This is a genomic window from Pantoea sp. 18069 (assembly GCF_902706035.1).
GTDB lineage: Bacteria > Pseudomonadota > Gammaproteobacteria > Burkholderiales > Burkholderiaceae_C > Comamonas.
In genome coordinates this window covers 82,707-103,087 of sequence record NZ_CACSJA010000020.1, presented here as the reverse complement: position 1 = coordinate 103,087, position 20,381 = coordinate 82,707, and the positions used below count along the sequence as shown (strand labels likewise).

General features: G+C 63.6%; 19 protein-coding genes, 2 tRNA genes and 1 pseudogene. All 22 read left to right on the top strand.

Features of this window, described 5'->3' with window-relative positions:
- A pseudogene (locus GVL12_RS16405) lies at positions 1-1,814 on the top strand (hypothetical protein); the annotation flags it as partial.
- A complete protein-coding gene (locus GVL12_RS16400; protein WP_159915908.1) occupies positions 1,811-2,425 on the top strand; it encodes a DUF4376 domain-containing protein in 615 nt (204 codons plus the stop codon). The pseudogene GVL12_RS16405 and the gene GVL12_RS16400, both read left to right, overlap by 4 nt.
- Positions 2,426-2,440: 15 nt before the next feature.
- Positions 2,441-2,746: a hypothetical protein gene (locus GVL12_RS26605; protein WP_235033887.1), complete on the top strand. Its 306-nt coding sequence runs from the start codon at positions 2,441-2,443 to the stop codon at positions 2,744-2,746.
- Between the two features lie 24 nt (positions 2,747-2,770).
- A complete protein-coding gene (locus tag GVL12_RS16395; protein ID WP_159915906.1) occupies positions 2,771-3,478 on the top strand; it encodes a DUF4376 domain-containing protein in 708 nt (235 codons plus the stop codon).
- Positions 3,479-3,504: 26 nt separating this feature from the next.
- On the top strand, positions 3,505-3,726 hold the full coding sequence (locus GVL12_RS16390) for a hypothetical protein (protein WP_159915904.1): 222 nt from the start codon (positions 3,505-3,507) through the stop codon (positions 3,724-3,726).
- A 74-nt stretch (positions 3,727-3,800) separates the two neighbouring features.
- Positions 3,801-4,430 carry a GCN5 family acetyltransferase gene (locus GVL12_RS16385; RefSeq protein WP_159915902.1) on the top strand — a complete coding sequence of 210 codons (630 nt, stop codon included), beginning with the start codon at positions 3,801-3,803 and terminating at the stop codon, positions 4,428-4,430.
- 1 nt (position 4,431) lies between these two features.
- Positions 4,432-5,562 (top strand): tail fiber domain-containing protein, encoded by a 1,131-nt coding sequence (locus GVL12_RS16380; RefSeq protein ID WP_159915900.1) that lies wholly within the window; start codon positions 4,432-4,434, stop codon positions 5,560-5,562.
- A gap of 567 nt (positions 5,563-6,129) precedes the next feature.
- Positions 6,130-7,041: a LysR family transcriptional regulator gene (locus tag GVL12_RS16375; RefSeq protein WP_159915898.1), complete on the top strand. Its 912-nt coding sequence runs from the start codon at positions 6,130-6,132 to the stop codon at positions 7,039-7,041.
- Positions 7,042-7,235: 194 nt separating this feature from the next.
- Positions 7,236-8,240 (top strand): tripartite tricarboxylate transporter substrate binding protein, encoded by a 1,005-nt coding sequence (locus GVL12_RS16370; RefSeq protein ID WP_159915896.1) that lies wholly within the window; start codon positions 7,236-7,238, stop codon positions 8,238-8,240.
- A gap of 5 nt (positions 8,241-8,245) precedes the next feature.
- The gene (locus tag GVL12_RS16365; RefSeq protein ID WP_159915894.1) at positions 8,246-8,641 is read left to right on the top strand and encodes a Zn-ribbon domain-containing OB-fold protein; all 396 of its coding nucleotides are present in this window, start codon (positions 8,246-8,248) and stop codon (positions 8,639-8,641) included.
- Positions 8,638-9,798, top strand: coding sequence for a thiolase (locus GVL12_RS16360; RefSeq protein ID WP_159915892.1), 1,161 nt, complete (start codon positions 8,638-8,640; stop codon positions 9,796-9,798). Before GVL12_RS16365 ends, GVL12_RS16360 begins: the two co-directional genes overlap by 4 nt.
- Positions 9,799-9,805: 7 nt before the next feature.
- Positions 9,806-10,477, top strand: coding sequence for a 3-oxoacid CoA-transferase subunit A (locus tag GVL12_RS16355; RefSeq protein WP_159915890.1), 672 nt, complete (start codon positions 9,806-9,808; stop codon positions 10,475-10,477).
- A complete protein-coding gene (locus GVL12_RS16350) occupies positions 10,477-11,130 on the top strand; it encodes a 3-oxoacid CoA-transferase subunit B (protein WP_200843819.1) in 654 nt (217 codons plus the stop codon). The genes GVL12_RS16355 and GVL12_RS16350 overlap by 1 nt, the downstream gene beginning before the upstream one ends.
- Positions 11,127-12,344, top strand: coding sequence for an acyl-CoA dehydrogenase family protein (locus tag GVL12_RS16345; protein ID WP_200843816.1), 1,218 nt, complete (start codon positions 11,127-11,129; stop codon positions 12,342-12,344). The genes GVL12_RS16350 and GVL12_RS16345 overlap by 4 nt, the downstream gene beginning before the upstream one ends.
- Positions 12,345-12,355: 11 nt before the next feature.
- A complete protein-coding gene (locus GVL12_RS16340) occupies positions 12,356-13,507 on the top strand; it encodes an acyl-CoA dehydrogenase family protein (RefSeq protein ID WP_159915886.1) in 1,152 nt (383 codons plus the stop codon).
- Between the two features lie 32 nt (positions 13,508-13,539).
- On the top strand, positions 13,540-15,651 hold the full coding sequence (locus tag GVL12_RS16335) for a 3-hydroxyacyl-CoA dehydrogenase NAD-binding domain-containing protein (protein ID WP_159915884.1): 2,112 nt from the start codon (positions 13,540-13,542) through the stop codon (positions 15,649-15,651).
- 133 nt (positions 15,652-15,784) lie between these two features.
- Complete coding sequence (locus GVL12_RS16330; RefSeq protein ID WP_159915882.1) at positions 15,785-16,252, top strand: PaaI family thioesterase; 468 nt, start codon at positions 15,785-15,787, stop codon at positions 16,250-16,252.
- A gap of 132 nt (positions 16,253-16,384) precedes the next feature.
- Positions 16,385-17,557, top strand: coding sequence for a CaiB/BaiF CoA-transferase family protein (locus GVL12_RS16325; RefSeq protein ID WP_159915880.1), 1,173 nt, complete (start codon positions 16,385-16,387; stop codon positions 17,555-17,557).
- A 73-nt stretch (positions 17,558-17,630) separates the two neighbouring features.
- Positions 17,631-18,599: a tripartite tricarboxylate transporter substrate binding protein gene (locus GVL12_RS16320; RefSeq protein WP_159915878.1), complete on the top strand. Its 969-nt coding sequence runs from the start codon at positions 17,631-17,633 to the stop codon at positions 18,597-18,599.
- Positions 18,586-19,392 carry an enoyl-CoA hydratase gene (locus tag GVL12_RS16315; RefSeq protein ID WP_200843815.1) on the top strand — a complete coding sequence of 269 codons (807 nt, stop codon included), beginning with the start codon at positions 18,586-18,588 and terminating at the stop codon, positions 19,390-19,392. Before GVL12_RS16320 ends, GVL12_RS16315 begins: the two co-directional genes overlap by 14 nt.
- A 118-nt stretch (positions 19,393-19,510) precedes the next feature.
- A tRNA-Gly gene (locus GVL12_RS16310) sits at positions 19,511-19,586 on the top strand.
- Positions 19,587-19,708: 122 nt separating this feature from the next.
- Positions 19,709-19,801 (top strand) — tRNA-Leu (locus tag GVL12_RS16305).
- Positions 19,802-20,381 lie beyond the last annotated feature (580 nt).

Genomic DNA, 20,381 nt, shown 5'->3' with positions numbered 1-20,381 from the left:
TCACCACGATCAAGATCGCGGCCAATGCTGTGACTGCGACTGAAATAGCCGCTAATGCAATCACGGTAGACAAGATCATTGCGAATGCTGTAACGACTGCCAAGATCGCTACCGGAGCAGTAACTGCAAACGAGATTGCGGTAAGTGCGATTATCGCGGACAAGGTCGCAACGAATGCTATCACGGCAGACAAGATTATCGCTAATGCGGTAACTACTGCCAAGATCGCTACGAATGCGGTGACGGCAAACGAGATCGCAGCAGGAACTATCACGGCTGCGAATATCGCTGCTAACGCGATCACGTCTGACAAAATTATCGCTAACGCTATTACGACTGCGAAGATTGCTGTTGGTGCGGTAAGCGCTGACCAGATCGCTGCGAATGCGATCACGGTTAAGCACTTGACGGTGATGGACTACTCGAACATTGTTCTCGATCCGTTCTTCCAGGATGCGAATAGCTGGATCACGTTCAACGGTACGGCCGTGGTGCAGGCTACTTCGGGAGTGCCAGCCGCTATGCCTGGACCTGCAGGCTTCCAGCTGAGCAAGGCTGCAGCGCAGCAAGCGCTGTCGCGCAATTTTCAAGCATCCCCTGGAGACGTTTACCACTTGTCTGCCTGGGTATCTTCTCCTACGACTACTGGACTTGCTATACGACTGCAGACTCAGGCTATCGGACCTAATGGTACGGAAGGTGGAACCGGGGGTACGTCTTTGGGTTATCAGACGCCGGTTACCCTTGCTGCACCAGCAGCGATAAACACTTGGCAGAAGATTGAGGGCTTCGTGACTATGCCTGCAGGTGCAGCCTTCGCTCGCGCTCGGGTTATATCCGAAACGGGTACGGCTGTGGCAGGTAGCTGGTTCGTAACGAACTTCGTATGCCGACGCGCTGCAAGTGCGAACCTGATCGTAGACGGCGCAATCACAGCGAATAAGCTTGCTGCTAATTCCATTGCAGCAGGTACTGCAGCTATTCAAGACGGCGCCATAGTTAACGCGATGATTGGAAATTTGTCAGCCGACAAGATTACGGCGGGGACGCTGGCAGCAGCGAGAATCGGGGCAGGGGTGATCACTGCATCGCACTTGGCATCGAATTCAGTAACCACTGCAAAAATCGCAGCGAACGCAGTGACTGCCAATGAGATCAGCGTAACTGCACTCAGTGCCATCGCCGCGAACATCGGAACGGTCACTGCAGGGCGGCTGCAGAACGCAGCGAACACCCAATATCTGAATCTGTCTGCAACTGGTGTAAATGGGTTTTTGGTGGCTGGTGGGTTGTCTATCTTGGCGAATGGGACTAGTACATTCTCGGGCAGCCTCTCGGCGGCGGGCGGTACATTCGCTGGGGCACTTTCTGCTGCTACAGGAACATTTTCTGGCAATCTCTCGGCGGCAGGCGGTACGTTTGCTGGCGCACTTTCTGCGGCGACTGGGACTTTCTCTGGAAGCCTGACGGCTTCTGCAGTTAATGCAGTCAACACCGTCAACATCGCGGGAGACGCGATTACTGTCCCAGTGACGGTAAGAGGGAAAGTAGCATCCATAAATATGTCGACTGCTGGTCGGGTAACTGTATTCGGTTTTTTTTCCGCTGCAGTTGCCCTTGGCGCTGGTGCTCAGCTACGCCTGTATCGGAATGGGAGTGTTATTTACACGTCGAATCTGACTCTAGGTGCTACAGAAAGATCGGGGACGGCAATTGCAATCGACAATCCAGGCGCCGGGGTGCACACATACGAAATAGATATTTCTGATTACACGGGCTCGTTCGCCCTGCTGCTTCTTGGGACAAAACGATGATAGAAAACGAAAAAATAATTGAAGAAAATCAACCTCAAGAATATTCGCCTTTCACTGTCTACACGTGTGAAGGGGAGATTCTTCGTTCTGGCACCGCCCCTGACGGTCAGGTAGGAATTCAGGCAAGAGCCGGGGAAATGGTTATCCGAGAGGCTTCGAATCCCGGATCCCAATATGTTTCGGCAGGGAGGGTTTGGGATATGCCTTCACGCCCTTCCAATGCGCACATTTTTGATTATGTAAAAAAGGAATGGTCCGACCCGCGCACACTTCTAGAGCTGCGGGCCGCCCGGTGGGAAGAGATAAAGCTGGCCCGTGCCGCCGCGGAATTCGGCGGGTTTGAGTGGGACGGCTCGCGCTTCGATAGTGATTCCATCAGTCAAGGCCGTATTCAAGGTGCTGTGCAATTGGCGGCAATGTCGCCGGACTTCTCGGTCGACTGGACGCTTTCTGATAATTCTGTTCGGACACTCAGTAGCCAGGATGTTGCCTCTTTAGGGACGGCTTTGGGCTTGCATGTGGCTGCCCAACACACCATCGCAAGGGTGCTTCGCGCATGTATCGAGTCAGCCATTAGCTTAGAAGAAATTGCAACAACCCACTGGCCTTAATCCCAAGGAACAACTATGGACATGACGCCCTTAACACACGCCGCAATAACCGCGGCCGCACAACTTGCAGTAGGAGCCGGCACTGGAAATTGGTGGCTTGGCGGGATTTTGGGCGCTTGCTGGTTTGCAGCAAGAGAGCATACCCAGGCAGAGTACCGCTGGATCGAAGCATTCGGCCAAGGCAAGCGGAAGAACATGCCTTGGTGGGGTGGATTTGACCCGCGAGCTTGGTCTCCCGGCTCGCTATTGGATGGCCTTGTCCCCGCTATTAGCGCAGCAATCTTGTGGGCTTCCATCCCTCGACTTCCCACTTCACTGTGAAATCCCTCAACTCAAAATACCATCATGCCCATTCTCAAAGTCATCCAGACGCCTAACGGCATCACCGCCGCTCATCGAGTCGTACTCGCCACTCTTAATGCTGACCTAGGTAATCCCTCCTTCAAGCTGCAGCTTCACTCCTACCCGACAGAAGAGGACGCGATCAACAATCAGAATTTACTGTGGCAAGAGTACCCCGCACTCCCAGTGACGGCGTTCGACCCGGCTGACCCCACCGCAAGTTTTGAGCGTGCTCTGATTGAGGATGTTTCGTCAGACTACGCAGGGGGCACCTGGGTCCCGGCTACCTCCTCGGACGATCTCGAGCTCGCCAAGCTCCGTAAATGGGCCGAGGTTAAGGGCGAGCGCGACAGGCTGGAGTCCGGCGGGTTTGACGTGCCGGGTTGGGGCTGCTTTGACAGCGACTCCGAGAGCAGAAACCGGATCAGCGGCGCTGTGATGGCGGCCAAAATAGCCCGGGACGCGAGCCAGCCGTATGCCATCAACTGGACCCTGGCGGACAACTCCACGGCCCAGTTGGATGCCGACGGAATCATTAATGTGGGCTTTACGCTGCTGGCCCATGTTGATGGTATCCACCAGCGCAGCCGCGCGCTGTTTGCAGAGATCCATGCTGCCGAGACAACTGAAGCTGTGGACGCGATCCAGTGGGCAAGTCCGCAACTGGTAGAACCCGTGCCCGATGCAGTGGGCGAGCTTGCCGAAGCTTAATTTTGACCATCACGAAAGGAGAAACCATGACTACTGCAACCGAAATTAATCCTCGCTTGGCCGAAGTGCTCAACAACAACATTGGGAACAAGATCACACCCGAGCTGTCGGTTGGCATGGCGGCCACGCTGCAGCAGCTCATGCGTAGCGTTGCGCAAGAGGCTTACGCCGCTGGCCAAGCCGCCGAGTTGGAGAAGTCTCAGGCCACGGACGCAAGCATCATCACCGACGCAGAGATCAAGGACTGACTCGCACCCCCTTGAAACCTGCGGTGGGCCGAGGTTTCATTGGTCTGCCCAGGCTTCCTGGTGCTGGAGGTGAAATGCGTGGATTGCTTGCTGTGGCCCTGGCAAAGCGTGTCGGGGAGTGCTTGACCTTGCATATGGCGCGTGAAATTGTTGCCGAGTCCGTGCCGGATTGCGCCGTCGATATCGCGCAGCTGCCGGCGCGGCGGCGCGGCGACCTGCTTTTCCAGGCCGAGCAATTGGGCCCGTTGCCAGGCTCGGGCGAACTTGCGGCCCAGCGCCTGCGCTTTCTGCAGGAGACGCTGCCGGCCGGCGTCCAGCCTGATGTGCAGTGGGACGAGTTGCGACAGCTGGAGCGCTCTGGACAACTGCTGATTTTGACTATACGGCGCGCCGCCAGCGGCGAGCTGCTGGGCAGCGTGTGGCTCAGCCTTTACCAGGACATCAACACCGGCGAGCGGGTTGCGTGCGACGACATGCTGTTTGTGGAGCAGGGCGCTCGCGGCGGCATGGCTGTAGTGCAGCTGTGGCGCTATGCCGAGGTTGTGCTCGAGCAGTTGGGCCTGGTGCAGATGACGTGCCACTCTCGGGAGACGAACAATGCAGGCCGCCTAGCGCGGTTCCTCGGCGGACAGATAACCCACACGGGTTTCTCAAAACGGATTGGCTGCGGCCAGAAGCGCGCCCCGCGCGCAGGAAAGGATTGACATGGGCAAGAGCACAAAGGTGGACAACAGCGGCGCGAACGCCGCAGCGTTGATGCAGGCTGAGCTCTCCAAGGAGCAACTGGAGTGGGCCAAGCAGATATATGCAGAAACAGCCGATGAGCGGGCCGCAGCGACATCAACTGCCAACCAAGTGTCTGAGGCCCAACTGGCAGGCCAGGAACTGCAGAACAAGATATCCCAAGCAGGATATGAGGACTACAACAGCACCTATCGGCCGCTGGAGCAAAGTCTAGTTGCCGGCGCACAGAACTACGACACGCCCGAGCGGCGTGCGGCCGAGGCTCAGGCAGCGAGCGCGGATGCTGAAGCCAGCATTGCTGCGCAGCGTGGCGCCACGATGCGGGCTATGGAACGCTCTGGCGTCAACCCCGCCAGCGGCAAGGTGATGGCCATGGCCGGTGCGATGGACATTGGCGCGGCCAAGGTTAAGGCCGGCGCCGCAAACCAAGCCGTGCGCAACGTAGAGCAGCAGGGCTATGCCCGGCGCATGGATGCCGCGAACCTGGGCCGAAATATTGCCAGTAGCCAAGCCACGAATGCCTCGATTGCATCGCAGATCGGGGCAGGGGCCGTAGGGAGTTCCGGTGCGGCCTTGAGTGCGGCCGGCAGTGGGCAGGGCATCCTGAACTCTGGCTATTCGGGGGCTCAGGCGGGCCTGGCTGGCGCAGCGAGCACCTACAACCAAATTGCGCAGAATCAGATGGCATCAAGCCAGTCTGGCAATGCTTTGTGGGGCGGGCTAGGAAGCGCGGCGGGCCAAATGGGATCTGCTGCGATTACGGCATGGTCAGATCGCGATATGAAAGAAGATGTTCGCGACGCTCCAACGAAGGGCGCTCTGCAGGCTGTCCGTGATACTCCCGTGGCGCTTTGGCGTTACAAAGATGACTCCAGGGGGGCTGATGGCGGCCAGCAGCATCTGGGACCTATGGCGCAAGATCTGCAAAAAACCGCAGGGGATGATGTAGCGCCGGGCGGCAAGCAGATCGATCTTGTCAATGCAAACGGGCTTGTGATGGCTGCGGTGCAAGAACTCGACAAGAAGATCAATCGCCTGCAGTCAATGGCCGAGAAGCATGGCGCGATGAGCAAGAAACACGCAACTCGCTGAGCCGTGTCGATGAAGCGCTGGGCTACGAGTTGCGCACCAAGCTGGCAGCCTGACAATGAAGAAGGCACTGGCGTGGCGCAGCGAAGTAAAATAATGTCTCCGAATAGAGATGGATGCTGCGAGAAGTAGCAGAAAAAGTAGCAGCAGTCGTAAGTTGCTGATTTCAAATAATTCGAACGGATTGCAAATCCGGTTAGACCAGTTCGACTCTGGTTCGCGCCTCCAGATTTTTCTAATGAAATCAACAACTTAGGCCACCCTAGCGGGTGGCCTTTTTGTTTGGGCCCGCTGCAAACCCTCCCGAAGACGCTCCAAACCGCGCAGGAAGTGCGGTCAAACCACGCGTGGAACTCCCTTTTTGCCGTCCACACGGGTACACTTTGGTGGCTGTTAATTCATACAGTACCAAGGGTGTATATGGCGAGCAGCTCGATAAGCTGCTGGCGTGGTGCTGGCAGGCTTGGCCAAGACGAATGATCAGCCTAAGCCCACCGAGAAACTGGGCTTCATCATTGGCGTCTGGATGAATGCCGGCCAGCCTGCAAAAAGCGATATGGAGAGACAAGCATGCGATACGAACTGACCGATCTGCGCCTTTTCATGGCGATTGCCGAGGCGAAGAACCTCTCGGCGGGCGCTGCGGCCGTGCACATCACGCCGTCGTCGGCCAGCTACCGCCTGAAGAACCTGGAGCAGGCCCTGGGCACGTCCATGTTCGTGCGCAACGCCCGTGGCATGGAGCTGACGCCGGCCGGAGAGGCGGTATTGGCACATGTGCGCGAACTGTTCGAAGGCGTGGAGCGCATGCACGAGGATGTGGGCCGGTTCACGCTGGGGCTCAAGGGCCATGTCCGGCTGACTGCCAACAGCAGTGCGCTGAACGGCTTCATCAATCCGAGCCTGGGGCGCTTCCTGGTGCTCAACCCCTATGTGGATGCGGACATCGAAGAGCGCCAGAGCGAGGCCATCCCCGCGGCGGTGCTGGCGCGCGAGGCCGACATCGGCATCTTTGCCGGCGCGACCGATGCGACCGGCCTGGACGTGTACCGTTACGCCGTGGACCAGCTCGTCGTCGCCGTTCCCGCGGACCATCCGCTGGCCGGCGAAAGTGAAATCAAGTTCGGTGCGGCGCTCGATTTCGACTTCGTCTGCATGAACCGCAGCAGCAGCAACTACCTGTTCCTGCGCGACATGGCGCACAGGAGCGGGCGCCAGGTGCGCGTGCGCCTGCACACCCACAGCTTCGAAGCGGTGCTGTCCTTTGTCGCGGCGGGTGTGGGCGTGGCGCTGGTGCCGCGCAGCGTGATTGCCTCGCTGCCCGCCTCGTCCGGCATTGCCATGCTGGCGCTTGTCGAGCCGTGGGCCGTGCGGGAGCTGAACCTGGCGGTGCGCGCCGATGCGCGTCTTCCCATGTTCACCACGGCGTTCATGCAGTTCCTGCTGGACGACCCGCGCGTGGCCGCCACGCGCGGGGCCTGAGCGGGCGGATCGAGCAGGCGGTCCATGCGCTGTGGCCGCCGGCGGCGCGGCGCCAGCGCTTTCTCCCAGCGTTTCAAATCATCTAACGGCCTCTTCGAAACATTCGGATGGCGTCTGCCGCGGTGCGTTCATAGACTTGCCGGGTGGCTTCGCGCATTGCGGCAGCCGACAATTTGAACAACCAAGGAGACAGCATGCAACACACTTCTGGCCACAATTTCGCAGGCAGGCGCCTGGCGTTTGGCGTGGGTATCGCGGCGCTCGCGGCCTTCGCCAGCCCTGGCTTCGCACAAGGCACTGCCTGGCCGAACAAGCCCGTGACAATCGTGGTGTCCTTTGCCCCCGGCGGCATGACGGATATCGTGAGCCGCAGCCTGGCCAAGGAGCTGTCCCAGGAGTTCAAGCAGCCATTCGTCATCGAGAACCGCGCGGGCGCGGCCGGTCAGGTCGGCACCGAATACGTGGCCAGGCGCCCCAACGATGGCTACACCCTGCTGGTGGCGGCGACCGGCTATGTCATCGGTCCGGTCACGCTCAAGAAGATCAACTATGACCCGCTGAAGGACTTCGAGCCCCTCGCCATCCTGGCGAAGGCGCCGAACATGATCGTCGTCAATCCCGCCGTGCCGGCGAAGAACATTTCCGAGTTCCTGAAATGGGGCAAGGCGCAGGAAAGCGTGCCTTACGGCACGGCCGGTGCAGGCGGATCGACGCATCTGGCGGGCGAGCTTTTCCGCCACCTGAGCGGCATCAAGATGACGCATATCTCCTACCGGGGCGCCGCGCCCGCGACCAGCGACGCCGTGGCCGGCCAGATCCCGGTGGCCATCCAGGACTCCATGAGCGTGTCGGCCTTCGTTGCGTCGGGCCAGTTGCGGCCCATCGCGGTCACCAGCGCGGAACGCAGCAAGGTGTTTCCCGATTTGCCCACGCTCAAGGAGTCGGGTTTCAAGGACTTCGATGTCTACACCTGGCTGGGCTTCTACGCGCCCGCGGGCACGCCTGCGGACATCGTCGCGCGCCTGAACCAGGCCGCGAACCGGATCATGAATTCGCCGGAGATGACGGAACGCCTCAAGGCGCAGTACAGCGAGCCCGTGGGCGCCTTGCCGGTGCCCGAAGTGCGCAAGTACGTGGAGCGCGAACTCGTCAAATGGCGTGACCTCGTGAAGCTCACGGGCGTGCAGGCCGCGGAGTGAAGCAGATGCAGACCGAGACGGAAACAGCAGCGCCCCTGGCGGGCGCGGACGCCCACTACTTTGGCCGGCTGGCGCAGGGGATTTTCGAGATTCCCCGCTGCGACAGCTGCGCCCGCCACCATTTCTATCCACGCGTGTGCTGCCCCTATTGCGGATCGCAGGCGCTGGCCTGGGTGGCGCCCAGCGGGCGGGGCAGCGTGTACTCGACGACCATCGTGCGCAAGCCCGAAGGTGACTACACGGTCTGCCTGGTGGATCTGGAGGAAGGGCCGCGGCTGATGAGCCGCGTCGTGGGCATTCCCGTGGAGGAGGTCCGGATCGGCATGGCGGTCCAGGCCCGGGTCGAGCAGACCCCCGAAGGGGCCTTGCTGGTGTTTGTTCCTGGGGGAGAAGCAGCATGAGTGGCGGACAACGCGGCGCGATCGCCATTCTCGGCACGGGCCTGGCGGGCCTGGGCCACGCCGGCGGCCTGAGCGAGCAGGACATCATCGCGCAGGCGGCCTGCAAGGCCGTGGCGCACAGCGGGCTGGCGATGCAGGACATCGACGGCATCATCACTTCGAGCCTGACTTCACCCTGGTGGGTGATGCGCATGGCTGAATACCTGGGAATCCGGCCGCGGTTTTCCGACAGCACGATGTTTGGCGGCTCGTCGTTCATTGCCGACCTGAAGATGGCGGCGCTGGCGATCGAGGCGGGCGAGTGCGAGAACGTGCTGATCTGCTACGGCAGCACGCCGCGTTCCGCGCCCAGCAGCTCCAAGGTCAACCAGATGCGCGCGGCGCTGGACCCCCAGCCGTACGAGCACCCCTACAAGGCCTTCAACCCGGTGTCGAGCTACTCCCTGGCCGCGGCCCGCCATATGTACCAGTACGGCACGACGCGCCGGCAGCTGGCTGAAGTCGCGGTCGCCGCGCGCCAGTGGGCGCAGCTCAACCCGGATGCGTTCGCGCGCGGCCCGCTGTCGATCGACGACGTGCTCGGCGCCAAGATGATCTCGGACCCGCTGACGGTGCGCGACTGCTGCCTCGTGACCGACGGCGCCGGCGCTTTCGTCGTGACGTCCGCCCGGCGTGCGCGCGCGCTGCATGCCAGGCCGGTCTACGTGCTGGGCAGCGGGCATGCGCACTGGCACCGCCAGATCTCCTGCATGGAGGACGTGACCGTGACGCCGGCCGTGGACTCGGGCCGCAAGGCTTTCGCGGAAGCCGGTCTCACGCCTGCCGATATCGACGTGGTCGAGCTCTACGACGCGTTCACGATCAACCCCATCCTGTTCCTCGAGGACCTGGGCTTTTGCAAGAAAGGCGAAGGCGGGGCGTTCGTCGAAGGCGGGCGCATCGCTCCGGGCGGCAGCTTCCCGATGAACACCAACGGCGGCGGCCTGTCGTGCACGCACCCCGGCATGTACAGCATCTTCCTGATCATCGAAGCGGTGACCCAACTGCGCGGTGAAGCCCAGGCGCGCCAGGTTGCCGATGCCGAAGTCGCGCTGGTGCATGGCAACGGCGGCGTGCTGTCGAGCCAGGCCACGGCGATTCTCGCCACTTCGCTGTGAGGCGCGCATGATGGACAAATTTGTTCCCACGGCCGCCGAGGCGGTGGCCGATATCCACGACGGCGCCACGGTACTGGTCAGTGGCTTCGGCACGGCGGGCCAGCCCATGGAGCTGCTCGATGCCTTGCTGGAGCAGGGCGCGCGCGACCTGACTATCGTCTGCAACAACAGCGGCAGCCACGATACCGGCCTGGCGAAACTGATCCGGCGCGACCGGGTCCGCAAGCTGTACGCGTCCTTTCCGCGCGGCGCCGAGTCGCAAGCCTTCGAGACCGCCTATGCCCAGGGGCGCATCGCATACGAATGCATTCCCCAGGGCACGCTGGCCGAGCGCCTGCGCGCGGCCGGGGCCGGCATCGGCGGCTTTCTGACCCTTACGGGTTACGGCACGGAGCTGGCCGAAGGCAAGGAAACGCGCGTGATCGACGGCATAGGCTATGTGTTCGAAGCGCCGCTGCGCGGCGACTTCGCGCTGGTCAAGGCCCATGCGGCCGACCGCTGGGGCAATCTGGTCTACCGCAAGGCCGCGCGCAATTTCGGGCCCCCGATGTGCATGGCCGCCAAGGTGGCCATCGTGCAGGTGCAGACGGCCGTGCCCTTGGGCGCGCTCGACCCGGAGGCGATCGTCACGCCGGGAATTTTCGTGCAACGCGTCGTTGAACTGGGAGAGTGCACATGATGGGCAAATGGAGTCGCCAGGAGATGGCGCGCCGCGTGGCGCGGGACATCCCGCCCGGCGCGTATGTCAACCTCGGAATCGGTCTGCCCGTCACCGTGCTCGATCATTTCAAGCCCGAGGACGAAGTCATTGTCCACAGTGAGAACGGCATCCTGGGCATGCGCGCGCTCGGGCAGGGTGAAGCCGCGGACCCGGACGTGGCCAACGCGGCCAAGCAGCCCGTGGGGCTGGTGCAGGGCGGCAGCTATTTCCACCATGCCGACTCGTTCGCCATGATGCGCGGCGGCCACCTCGATTTCTGCGTGCTCGGGGCCTACCAGGTCTCCGCCGCGGGGGACCTGGCCAACTGGTCGCTGGGCCATGGCGGCGTCGCCACGGCGGTCGGGGGCGCGATGGATCTCGCGGTCGGGGCCAAGGCGGTGCATGTGCTGATGGAGCATGTCACGCGCGACGGCAAACCCCGGCTGGTGGCTAAGTGCACGCTGCCGCTGACCGGCAGCGGCGTGGTCAGGCGCATCTACACCGATCTGGCGGTCATCGACGTGACCCCGGATGGAATGCGGGTGCGCGAGATGGCGCACGGCATGTCGGCCGCGCAGCTGCAGGAGCTGACCGGTGTTCCGCTGCATTTTGAACGGCAGGAGGCTGAATGATGGCGCAGCAAAACAGCGGTTTCGAGCCCCAGGCATTTCGCGCGGAGGTGCGTGCATTCTTGGCGGAAAAATTGCCCGAGGACCTGCGGCGCAAGGTCATTGGCCACCAGCGCCTGGCGAAACAGGATTTCCTGCGCTGGCATGAAATCCTGCGTGCCCAGGGCTGGGTCGCACCGAACTGGCCCGTGGAGCACGGCGGCACGGGATGGTCGGTCATGCAGCGCTATGTGTTCGACGAGGAATGCGCGGTGGCGGGCGCGCCCGAGACCGTGCCCTTCGGCCTGCGCATGGTCGCGCCGGTGATCATGGCCTATGGCAGCGCCGAGCAGAAGGCGCGCTACCTGCCGCGCATCCTGTCGGGCGAGGACTGGTGGTGCCAGGGCTATTCGGAGCCGGGCGCGGGCTCCGATCTCGCCGCGCTCAAGACCCGGGCGGAACGCAAGGACGGCGTATTCGTGGTCAACGGCCAGAAGACCTGGACGACCTACGCGCAGTACGCGGACATGATGTTCTGCCTGGTGCGCACCGACTTCGAAGCCAAGGCCCAGGCGGGCATTTCCTTCCTGCTGATCGACATGCGCACACCCGGCATTTCGATACGGCCCATCCGCACGCTCGACGGCGATGTGGAGATCAACGAAGTCTTCTTCGACAACGTCGAAGTGCCGGTGGCCAACCTGGTGGGCGAGCTGCACAAGGGCTGGACCTGCGCCAAATACCTGCTGTCGCACGAGCGCTTCGGCGCGTCGCGCGTAGGCCGCAGCAAGCGGGAGCTGGCGTTTTTGCAGCGCCTGCTGCGCGAGCGGGTGGTGGACGGCCAACCGCTGGCGGCCGATCCCATCTGGGCCCAGACCGTGGCCCGGCTGGAAATCGACCTGCTCGCGCTGGAGCACACCAATCTGCGGCTGATGGAGCGTGTGCAGCGCGGCGGCGGCCATGGTGCCGAAGCGTCGGTGCTCAAGCTGCTGGGCACGACGCTGGCCCAGGCCATCACCGAGCGCCAGGTCGAGGCCGCGGGCGTGCACGCGCTGCCGTTTCGCCAGCAAGCGTTCACGCCACAGAACCTGGAAGACGCCGCGCAGGACGGGCGCCCGGGTTGCGCGGACACGGACACGCTGGCCGGCTTCTATCTGAACCTGCGCAAGATCTCGATCTACGGCGGCACCGACGAAGTCCAGAAAAACATCATCTCCAAGGTCGCACTGGGCCTGTGAAACATACCGACATGCAAGACGATCTCGATGAAAACCAGCGCATGCTGGCCGAAGCGGTGGAGCGCTATCTTTCGCGGGCCTACGATTTCCAGGCAAGGCAGCAGTCGCTGGCCGCGACCCAGGGCCACAGCCCTGCCCACTGGGCGGCCTTTGCCGAGCTGGGCCTGCTGGGGCTGACCGTGCCCGAAGACTGCGGCGGCATGGGCCTGGATGCCACCAGCACCCATGTCGTGATGGAAGCGTTTGGCCGCCACCTGGTGACCGAAGCCTATGCCAGCACGGCGGTGCTGTGCGTGCAATTGCTCGCCCATGGGGCCAGGGGCGCGCAGCGCAGTCAACTGCTGGCCGACCTGGCCACGGGCGCGTGCATTCTGGCGTTCGCGCAGGGCGAGCCGCAGACGGACTACACCTTGCACAACGTGCAGACACAGGCCACGGCCAGCGCCGATGGCTGGCGGCTTTCGGGCCGCAAGACCATGGTGCTGCAGGGACCGGTCGCGAACCAGCTGCTGGTGTCGGCGCGCACGTCCGGGCCGGCGTTGTCGACCGACGGCATTTCGCTGTTTCTTGTGGACCCGCAAAGCGCGGGCGTGCAGCGTGTCGACTACACGGCCATCGACGGCATGCCGTGCGCGGACTTCGCGTTCGATGGCGTGCAGCTCGCGCCGCAGGCGCTGGTCGGTGTGCAGGATGCGGCCTATCCGACGATCCTGCATGCCAGCGATATCGCCACGGCGGCGCTGTGCGCGCAAAGCGTGGGTGCCATGGCAGCGATTGTCGACGCCACGCTGGCCTACGTGAAAGTGCGCCAGCAGTTTCGCTCCCCCATCGGCAGTTTTCAGGCCGTGCAGCACCGCCTCGTGGACATGTCGCTGGCCCTGGAGCAGGCGCGCTCGCTGGCCTGGCTGGCGGCGCAGCAGGTCGATGCCGCCGACGCAGTGGCACGCCAGCGCATCGTTTCCGCCGCCAAGGCGAAATGCGGCGAAAGCGCGCGCTTCATCGCGCAGCAGGGCATACAGCTGCATGGAGGCATAGGCATGACGGACGAGCTGCCCCTGGGCCACCACGTCAAGCGCCTGATCGCCATCGAGCACACGCTGGGCGATGCCCGCCACCACCTCGCGCGCTATGCGCGCCTGGCGGATCCTGCGCACATCGCATGACGCGGTCCACAAACTATTTTCGGAGAGACAAGATGAATACAGGCATTGAAGGCGTGGCGGTTTCGGAGGCCGTGCGTTATGCGGAGCAGGGCGACGTGGCGGTGATCTGGCTGGCCAACCCGCCGGTCAACGGCCTCGGGGACGCGGTGCGCCGCGGCATTTCCGCAGGCCTGCACCGGGCGGCCCTCAGCCCCGGGGTGAAGGCCATCGTGCTGGCCGGCGCCGGCAAGGTGTTCTGCGGCGGCGCCGACATCCGCCAGTTCAACACGCCCGCGGCCACGGCCCGGCCCATGCTGCGCGAGGTGATCCGGCAGATCGAGCAGTCCAGCAAGCCCGTGGTCGCGGCCATCCATGGCGTGGCTCTGGGGGGCGGCCTGGAGCTGGCGCTGGGCTGCCACTACCGCATCGTGGCGGCCGAGGCCAGCCTGGGGCTGACGGAAGTCAACCTCGGCCTGGTGCCCGGTGGCGGCGGCACGCAGCGCCTGCCGCGCCTGATTGGCTCCGGCCCGGCGCTGGAGCTGATCCAGTCGGGCAAGCAGGTGCGGGGCAGCCAGGCCCTGGCGCTGGGCCTGGCCGATGCGCTGATCGACGGCGAGGTCGTGGCCAGCGGCATCGCGTTCGCGCGCCGCATGGCCGCGCAGGCCGGGCCGCACCCGGTGATTGGCGCAAAGCCGCCGGCGGATGCAGCAGGCCTGGACTTTGTCGCGCTCCAGGCGGCCGTGAATTCCAAGGCGTGCAATGCGCTGGCGCAGCGCACGGCCATTGTCTGCGTGCAGGCGGCGACGCAACTGGCCTTTGACGAGGGTCTGGACTTCGAGCGTTCGCTGTTCGACGAACTGGTGGCCGGCCCCGAGTCGAAGGCGCTGCGGCATCTGTTCTTCGCCGAGCGCGAAGCCGCCAAGCTTGAAGGCCAGGCCGCGGGAACGCTGCCGCGCGCGATCGCCAGCGTGGCCATCCTGGGCGCGGGCACCATGGGCGCGGGCATTGCGATGGCGTTTGCCAACGCCCGCATGCCGGTCGTGCTCTACGAGCGCGAGCAGGCGGCGCTGGACCGCGGCATGGACATGATCCGGCGCAACTATGCGGTCACGGTGTCCAAGGGCAGCCTGTCCGCGCAGCAGATGCAGGAACGCCTGGACCGCATCCGCCCGACGCTCGATGTCCACCTGCTTGCCGATGCCGACCTGGTGATCGAGGCCGTGTTCGAGGACATGGTGGTCAAGCAGGCGGTGTTCAGGCAGCTCGACGCCATCTGCAAGCCCGGCGCCATCTTGGCGACCAACACGTCGCGGCTGAGCATCGACGACATCGCGGCCGCCACCGGCCGGCCGCAGGATGTGATTGGCCTGCATTTCTTCAGCCCGGCCAACGTCATGAAGCTGCTGGAAGTGGTGCGCGGCGACGCCACGTCGGACGAGGTGATCGCCAGCTGCATGAAGATGGCGCAGGGCATTGGCAAGATTCCGGTGCTGGTGCGCGTGTGCGAAGGCTTTGTCGGCAACCGCATGCTCACGGGCTACTGGCGCGAGGCCGGGTTCCTGCTGGAGGAAGGTGCTTCACCTTCGCAGATCGACGCGGCGATGAAGCGCTTCGGTTTTGCGATGGGCCCCCTGACCATGGCCGATCTGGCCGGCATGGACATCAACTGGGCGACGCGCAAGCGCCTGGCGCCCACGCGTGCCGCGCATCTGCGCTACTCCAAGGTTGCCGACCGCATCTGCGAGCTGGGCCGCTACGGGCAAAAGACCAGTGCGGGCTATTACCGTTACGAGCCCGGCAGCCGTACGCCCATTGCCGATCCGGTGGTCGATGCGCTGATCGTGGAATGCGCGCGCGAGGCGGGCATCGTGCGCCGCGAAATCAGCGATGCGGAGATCGTCGAGCGCTGCGTGCTGGCGCTGGTGAACGAAGGCGCGCGCATCGTGCAGGAAGGCATTGCGCAGCGCGCTTCGGACGTCGACGTGGTCTACGTCAACGGCTACGGCTTTCCCGCCTGGCGCGGCGGGCCCATGTTCCATGCCGAGACGATGGGGCTGGACGTGGTGCTGGGCAAGATAGAGCAGTTGCATGCCACGCGCGGCGAACATTGGACGCCAGCGCCGCTGCTGGTGCAGCGCGTCGCCGCAGGCCAGGCCAGGTTCTGAGCGGCGATGGCGCCGGGCGCTTGGGGGGTGGCCGCGCGCCATCCTCTATAGTGCGTGCGGCGCGCAATGCGTGCCCCACCGCAGGCGGCGCACAGCGCGCGCCAAGACCAGTGCCTTATGAGACAAGCAACGAATGACGTCTGAAACCAGTTGCAGCCCGAGCGATCAGGCTGCTGTCGCCCTTGATTCCACGGCCGGCATTCCCCCGGGATTCGTTCCTTATACGTCGGCGAGCCCCTATGTTGCCCACCTCGGGCCGCTGTACCAGCGCGAGGACGAGAACGGCATGCGGGTGATCGGCATGCGCATTGGCGCGGCGCATCTCAACCTGCACGGCAAGGCGCACGGCGGCATGCTCGCGGTGCTGATCGACAGCGCGCTCGGCTACAACGTAGCGCGTGCGCGCGAGCAGCCTGTGGTGACTGCGCATCTGTCCGTCGACTACCTGGAGGCGGTAGCGCCGGGCGATTGGCTGCAAGCCCATGTGCGCCTGACCAAGTCGGGTGGCCGCCTGTGTTTTGCCGAGTGTGTTTTGCTGGTCGAAGGCCGCGAGATGGTGCGCGCGAGCGGCATCTTGCCGGTGGTCAAAACCGCTTCCTAGTTTCGCTCGGCAGCGTTTGCCGGGCACCGGCCCGGCGTTCGAATTTTCCCAAACCGCGCTTCGAAACATTCGACTGGATGACTTAGCGGCGCCTGCCTAGACTGCACTCTGCTTACATAAAGTGGAGACAGCATGCTCGATCAGGCCCTTGCCGGCGTCAAGGTACTCGACCTTTCCAGAATCCTGGCGGGGCCTTGGTGCACGCAGAACCTCGCCGACCTGGGCGCCCAGGTCATCAAGGTGGAACACCCCGGGCGCGGCGATGACACGCGCCAATGGGGGCCGCCTTACCTCGAAGACGACAGCGGCGAGCGCCTGTCGGCGTATTTCAGCTGCTGCAACCGGGGCAAGCGTTCGGTGGCCATCGATTTCGCCACCGAAGCCGGGGCGCAGGCCGTCCTTGCGCTGGTGCAGGAAGCCGACGTGTTCGTCGAGAACTTCAAGGCCGGCACCCTGGCGCGCTACGGGCTGGACCATGAAGCGCTGCGCCGCATCAATCCCGGGCTGATCTACCTGTCGATCACCGGCTTTGGCCAGACCGGCCCCATGGCGGACAAGCCGGGCTACGACTATGTCTTCCAGGGCATGGGCGGGCTGATGAGCTATACCGGCCAGCCCGACGGCGCGCCTGGCGCGGGGCCGCTGCGCACCGGCGTGGCCGTTGTCGACCTGACGACCGGAATGTATGCCACGTCCGCCGTGCTGGCGGCGCTGTTCCAGCGCCAGCGCACGGGCCAGGGGCAGTACCTGGACATCGCGCTGCTGGATGTGGCCGTGGCGCTCAACGCCAACCAGGGTGCGAACTATCTGATATCTGGCGTGAACCCGCAGCGCAGCGGCAATGCCCATCCCAACTGCGCGCCGTACGAAGTGTTCAAGTGCGCCGATGGCTACGTGATTCTGGCCATAGGCAACGACACGCAGTTCCAGCGTTTCTGCGAGGTGGCCGGGAGGCCCGAACTTGCCGTGGACGAACGCTTTGCGACCAACTCGAGCCGTATCGTGCATTTGCCCGCACTGCGCGACTTGCTGGTGACGCTGTTCAAGACCCGCACGCGCCGCAGCTGGACCGAGGCGTTCGATGCCGCCGGCGTGCCCTGGGGCCCGATCAACAGCCTGGAGGAGGCATTCAGCCATCCCCAGGTCCGGCACCGGGAGATGGTCCAGGTGCTGGCCCACCCCACGCTGGGCGAGATTGCGACGGTGCGCAATCCCATGCTGTCGGCGCGCACGCCGGGCGCGCAGGCGGTGAGCGCACCGCCTTCGCTGGCCGCGCTGTCGGTGCAGCCGCTGTCCTGGTCCTGACACGCCGTTTCCACGCCTGCCGATATGCCGCATGTCGGCGTGCGATCCCCCCCCCTAGAGAGAGACAAAAGACATGAAAAGAAGAACCCTGATGGCGCTGAGCCTGGCCTGCATCGCAGCCGCAATGCCGGCCCATGCCGCCAGCTACCCCGACAAGGCGATCAAGCTCATCGTCCCCTACGCACCCGGCGGAACGACCGACATCCTGGCGCGCATCATCGGCACCAGGCTCGGCGCCATCCTGAAGCAGCCTCTGATTGTGGAGAACCGCCCCGGTGCGGGCGGCGCCGTGGGCTCGGCCTACGCTGCCAAGCAGCCCGCTGACGGTTACACGCTGGTGATGGTGGTGGAAAGCTCGCACGCGGTGAACCCCAACGTCTACGCCAAGACGTCCTACGACCCCGTCAAGGACTTCGCGCCTATCAGCAATATCGCCGATGTGCCCAACGTGCTGGTGGTGAACCCCGGCTTTCCCGCGACCGATGTCCAGGGACTGATCAGGGAACTCAAGGCCCAGCCCGGCAAGTATGCTTTCGGCTCTTCGGGCAACGGCGGGCTGAGCCATATCAATGGCGAGCTGTTCGCGCATGTCACCGGCACGCAACTGCTGCATGTGCCCTACAAGGGCCTGGGCCCGGCGCTCGCGGACCTGATCCCGGGCCAGGTCAACCTGGTGTTCGACAATATTCCCTCGTCCGTTGGCTTGATCCAGGGCGGCCAGATCCGGCCCCTGGCGGTGGCGGCCAGGCAGCGGCTCAAGAATTTCCCGCAGGTTCCGACCTATGCGGAAGCCGGCCTGCCCGCCATGAACAACCCTTCGTGGTTCGGGCTGGGCGCGCCCGCAGGCACGCCGCCGCAGATTCTGGATCGGCTCAACGCCGCCGTGCGCCAGGCGCTGGCCGATCCCGAAGTGATCGCTGCTATTGAAAAGCAGAGCGCCATTCCCAGCCCGATGTCGCGCGCCGACTTTGGCAAACTCGTCTCCAGCCAGAACGAACGCTGGAAAAAAATCATCAAGGACATCGGCTTTGAAAAACTCTGACATGCACGCCTTCCCCGAACTTCAGCACGCGGCCATCGCAATCGATGCCAGCGGAGTCGCCACCCTCACCATCCGTGAAGCCGGCACGCTCAATATTCTCGGCACTCCCGTGATCAGGGACTTGATCGCCGGCGTGCGCTGCCTGGCCGCCGATGAGAGTGTGCGCACGCTGGTGTTGCGCGGCACGGGCGACAAGGCCTTCGTTGCCGGCGCGGACATCAAGGAGATGGGTGCACTGGACACGGCCAGCGCCGCGGTCTTCATCGAGAACCTGCGCCTGCTGTGCGAAGCCGTGCAACTGTTCCCCACGCCCGTCATCGCGCGCATTCCGGGCTGGACCCTCGGCGGCGGGCTGGAGCTGGCCGTGGCCTGCGATATCCGTATTGCATCGAGCAAGGCATATTTCGGCATGCCCGAAGTCAAGGTCGGCATTCCGTCGATTCTCTATGCTGCGGCATTGCCCAGGCTGATCGGCAATGCGCGTGCGAACTGGTTGCTGCTGACGGGTGAAAACATCAACGCTACCAAGGCCGAAGCCTGGGGGCTTGCCGACGCGGTGGTGGACATCCAGGACCTGGACCAGGAAGTCGCGCGTGTCGCCGGCGAGTTCGCGGCCCTGGGCCCGACGGTGTTGCGCCAGCAAAAGCGCTTGCTGCGTGAGTGGCAGCACGAGCCGCTGGACCGGTCGATCCGCAACGGCGTGGCCGAATTCGCCAGCGCGTTCGCGACCGGCGAGCCGCAACGCTTCATGAAGGAATTCGTGGACCGCAAGGCCGCGGCGCACAAGGCCTGAGTCCGCACGTCTCACTTCGGCATCGCGGCCGATGCGGATGGAAAAAAACCGCAGCAGTCCGAAAGGGGCCGGAAACCTTGCTATACTTGCCTTCTGTCTGCAAGAAAATGCAGTGCATGCGGGAATAGCTCAGTTGGTAGAGCGATACCTTGCCAAGGTATAGGTCGACGGTTCGAACCCGTTTTCCCGCTCCAGATAATGAAAAGGGAAGCTTTACAGCTTCCCTTTTTTCATGGCGCAACGCACAGGTCTGGTGCGCGTTGAATGCGATAGAATTTGCGTCTTGCTGCATGGTGCAACGCCACGCATGCATGGCGCCCCGATGGTGAAATTGGTAGACACTGCGGACTTAAAATCCGCCGCTTTCCGTAAAAGGGGCGTGCCGGTTCGACCCCGGCTCGGGGCACCAATAGATTCGATGATTTCATCTGAAATCACGCGCGCAGAGGGAAATCCGTGAAATTTCGTGAGTATCACGGATACGATCATCCCGTTTTAACACCCTGGCGTGATAGTTCGTGAAGCTGGCTTCACGGGAGTCTCCCGGGGAATTTCACGGGAGCATGGATGGCAACGCCGAAAAAAACCGCCGAGGGTACGTGGCGCGTGCAGATGCAGATTGGCGGTGAGCGCGTAGGCGGCACGTTCGACACAAAGCGCGAGGCCGACGACTGAATTGCCCGCAAGCGGTTGGAGATGAAATCCGCCGCCAAAGGCACCACCGGGCAAAACAAGACACTTGCCTACGCGCTGGAGGTCTCTCCGCAGAGCCGGATCACCGGGAGGTGGCTATCTCGCGGCGGCAGATCGTCACAATGCTGCGCACGCTCAATTACGGTAAGGCGCCGGTTCGGACTGTGCAGCAAGCCGTGGGCATGGCCTTTGCCATTGCGCTGCTGACCGGGATGCAGGCAATAGCGATGTGTCTGGCGGCAGCGTCATTACGCTGGCTGCCCCGGGCCTGCGCAAGGCGATCCCCACTGCGGCCA